Here is a 1350-nt window from a genome sequence, read left to right on the forward strand (position 1 = left end):
ACTTTAAAAGTTTTTGTTGGCTCAAACTCACCGAGTTTGTTGGTTCGGACTCGGTAAGTAACTTGCGTTAGTTGCCTTGTCTGTGGGGCGTATTATAGGGATCTGAATCACGTTGGCAACACTTTATTAGCATATAAATTTCGTTAGCTTATTAAACAAACAAAAGGCTGTATTAATATGCGGATCAGGCTATTTAGTTGAGGTAAATGAGGATTGAGACCGTTTATAAAGCGTAGCGTTAAACAACTCAGTGATAAGAAGCGTACCTACGCTTACTTTATAGTTAGATAAAAGTAAGAAATTGGCGTCATTATTAATGACCGAACAGTGCGAATGAATTATTCAGTGTCGTTACACACCATTTTTAGATGAAATTATCCAGTAAAAATCCCGACAATAGTGCTTTTAATTACAGAGATAAAAAAGCCTAGCTTCCAAGCTAGGCTTTTGGGGGTAATCACCTCCATCTGGATGAATATGTAACTCATGTAATCCTTTACTAGGGAGCCAAGTGTCCAGTAATGTCATCTTTTTTGATTCTTCACCTCCAAAACAGTCTTGCAGTGTGATAACGATTTCCTTGTCGGGGAACTGTGTCGATAGCTGTTAGTTCAACTACCTGAAATTTATAACCTTAAACACACGTTACAGATTAAATATGACACTTTAAATATAGAGTTCAAATAGAATAAATACAGTCGTTGAAGGTGCGGTGCGTATAAAACCTCATTGAGAGTTTAAATTGGCCGTATAGCCCACCTTTCTAATCATGACTAAGTAGGATTTAGCCTCTGTGGATAGGCATAAAATAGGTTTAAGCACGGTTTCAATGTGTATTTTTAAATTTATCCATAGGATTTCCACACAATGGCTGGTAAGTATTAGTCGTAATGAGCAATAAAAAGTAAAAAAATTAGCTATTAATAGACATGATATGTGACGACCTGTCATTTCGGTGATTCAAAACATAAAACGCTGAAACGAGTTAAACGAAAAAATCCCTGTCGAGGTCAGTCAACAGGGATTATTTGGATTTAATTGCAAGCTTAGCGATGGTGAACATTACTCATTAACTATCGCTGCGCGATATTCACCCTACTATCACTATTCATATTGGCCATTTGTTATCTCATTACATCTCAAAAATGATTATTAATCATTTTCTTCTGCCCAAAAAACTACATACAGATAATAAATTTCTCAAACGCCCTAAACAAAAAACCCCAACCTTCTTTCGAAGATTGGGGTTTATCGGAATTAGGCGCTTGGCGATGACCTACTCTCACATGGGGAGACCCCACACTACCATCGGCGCAACTGCGTTTCACTGCTGAGTTCGGAAAGGGATCA

General features: G+C 37.4%; 1 rRNA gene. It reads right to left on the minus strand.

What is annotated here, in order from left to right:
• Nucleotides 1-1263: 1263 nt before the first annotated feature.
• Nucleotides 1264-1350: ribosomal RNA gene (rrf, locus tag G322_RS0119340) — 5S ribosomal RNA — on the minus strand; the annotation flags it as partial.

Source organism: Psychromonas hadalis ATCC BAA-638, assembly GCF_000420245.1.
Taxonomy (GTDB): domain Bacteria; phylum Pseudomonadota; class Gammaproteobacteria; order Enterobacterales; family Psychromonadaceae; genus Psychromonas; species Psychromonas hadalis.